The 2071-nt window shown below is 32.0% G+C and carries 2 protein-coding genes; both read left to right on the forward strand.

The window, feature by feature from the left end:
• Positions 1–13: 13 nt before the first annotated feature.
• On the forward strand, positions 14–460 hold the full coding sequence (rplI, locus tag VK998_RS04180; protein ID WP_325225827.1) for a 50S ribosomal protein L9: 447 nt from the start codon (positions 14–16) through the stop codon (positions 458–460).
• A gap of 28 nt (positions 461–488) precedes the next feature.
• On the forward strand, positions 489–1811 hold the full coding sequence (gene dnaB / locus VK998_RS04185) for a replicative DNA helicase (protein ID WP_325225829.1): 1323 nt from the start codon (positions 489–491) through the stop codon (positions 1809–1811).
• The last annotated feature ends 260 nt before the right edge of the window (positions 1812–2071 follow it).

Here is a 2071-nt window from a genome sequence, read left to right on the forward strand (position 1 = left end):
AAGGTGAAGAAGAATGAAAATAATTTTATTAAAAGATGTGAAAGGATTAGGAAAAGCAGGAGAATTAGTAAATGCTAAGGATGGATATGTAAGAAATTTTTTACTGCCAAGAAATATGGCTATAGAAGCAACACCTGGAAATATGAAGAAATGGAAAGAAAGGAAAAAGGCGGAAGAAACAAAGGAGAAAGAAGCTTATCAAGAAGCTATTAAATTAAAAGAAAAAATAGAGAACTTAACAGTAAAGTTGAAAGGAAAGGCAGGAGAGGGAGGCAGACTTTTTGGTTCTATAACTTCTAAGGATATTGCTGAAGGATTGAAAAAACAACATAAAATAAATATTGATAGAAGAAAAATTGAATTAAAAGACAATATTAAAGCTATAGGGGTTACAACAGTTGATGTAAGAGTTTATCCTGAAATTTCTGCTAGTTTGAAAGTGAAAGTAATAGAAGAGTAATGGGGTGATTTAAATAGAAGCATATGCATTGGGAAAAATCCCACCTCATAGTTTAGAAGCTGAACAATCAGTTTTAGGAGCTATGATATTAAACAAAGAAGCTATAAATACTGCTATAGAGCAGCTTCATCCTGAGGATTTTTATAAAGAAGCAAATAAAGAAATATTTCGAGCTATAATAGAACTATTCAATAGAAATGAACCTGTAGACCTTATTACTTTATCGGAAGAATTAAAAAAAAGAGGGACTTTAGAAAGTTTAGGAGGAGTTACTTACCTTGCTGATTTATCAGGTGGAGTAGCCATAACTTCAAATGTAAAATATTATTGTGATATAGTAGAGGAAAAATCCATATTAAGACGTTTGATAAAATCTTGTGATGACATAATGGCAAAAAGTTATGAAGGTAGCGAGGAAGTCAATAGTATAATTGAAGAAGCAGAAAAAAATATATTTGATATTACCCAGGGGCGTCATAGAGAAGGTTTTGCTCCTATAAAAGAAGTATTATTAGACAGCTTTTCAAAGATTGAGGAAATGGCAGCTCATCAAGGAGAATTAACAGGACTTACTACAGGATTTATCGATATAGACAATAAATTATCTGGGATGCAAAATTCTGATCTTATTCTTTTGGCAGCAAGACCTTCTATGGGTAAAACTGCTCTTGGAATCAATATAGCTACTAATTCATCTATTAAAGCTGATGCAAGTGTTGCTGTATTTTCTCTTGAAATGTCTAAAGAACAGTTGGTTCAAAGAATGATTAGTTCAGTTTCTCATGTGGATTTACAGAAAATAATTAGCGGGAGACTAACTGAAGAAGAATGGATTAAAATAATTGATGCCATGAGCCCTTTATCTAAAGCTAAAATATTTATCGATGATACAGCAGGAATATCTCTTACGGAGATGAAAGCAAAATGCAGAAGGTTAAAAATAGAAAAGGGTTTAGATCTGATTGTTATAGATTATTTGCAATTGATGCAATCGGATAGCAGACAAGAGAATAGACAACAGGAAATATCTTCAATATCTAGAGGACTTAAAGCTTTAGCGAAGGAAATGAATTGTCCAGTAATTGCATTATCACAGCTTTCCCGTGCACCAGAACTTCGTTCTGATCATAGACCTATTCTTTCAGACTTGAGAGAGTCTGGGGCCATAGAACAAGATGCAGACGTAGTACTTTTCCTATATAGAGATGAATACTACCATGAGGATTCAGAAAAGAAAAATATTGGAGAAGTAATAATTGCAAAACATAGAAACGGTCCAACGGGAAATGTAGAATTAGTTTGGAAAAAAGAATTTACTAAATTTCTCAATAAGGAGAATATAAGAGCATAGTTAGTTAATTATGCAGTTGGGTAAACATTATATTGAAACTGATAAATATAATGAGAAGAGTTTATGTAGAAAATAAATCAATACTTCGGAGAAGGTTATACCTTTTTCGAAGTATTAATTTCACTAATTATGATAAAGAAAGAGGAATCTAAATGGAGATAGTAGGGAAAAGGGTAAGGATAGCACCTTTAAAATTAGAGGATGTTTATTTTATGAGAAATTGGGGAGTTCATGAAAATCCATTACTTTCTGACTATAAT

The organism is Schnuerera sp. (assembly GCF_035459645.1).
Taxonomy (GTDB): Bacteria; Bacillota; Clostridia; order Tissierellales; family Tepidimicrobiaceae; genus Schnuerera.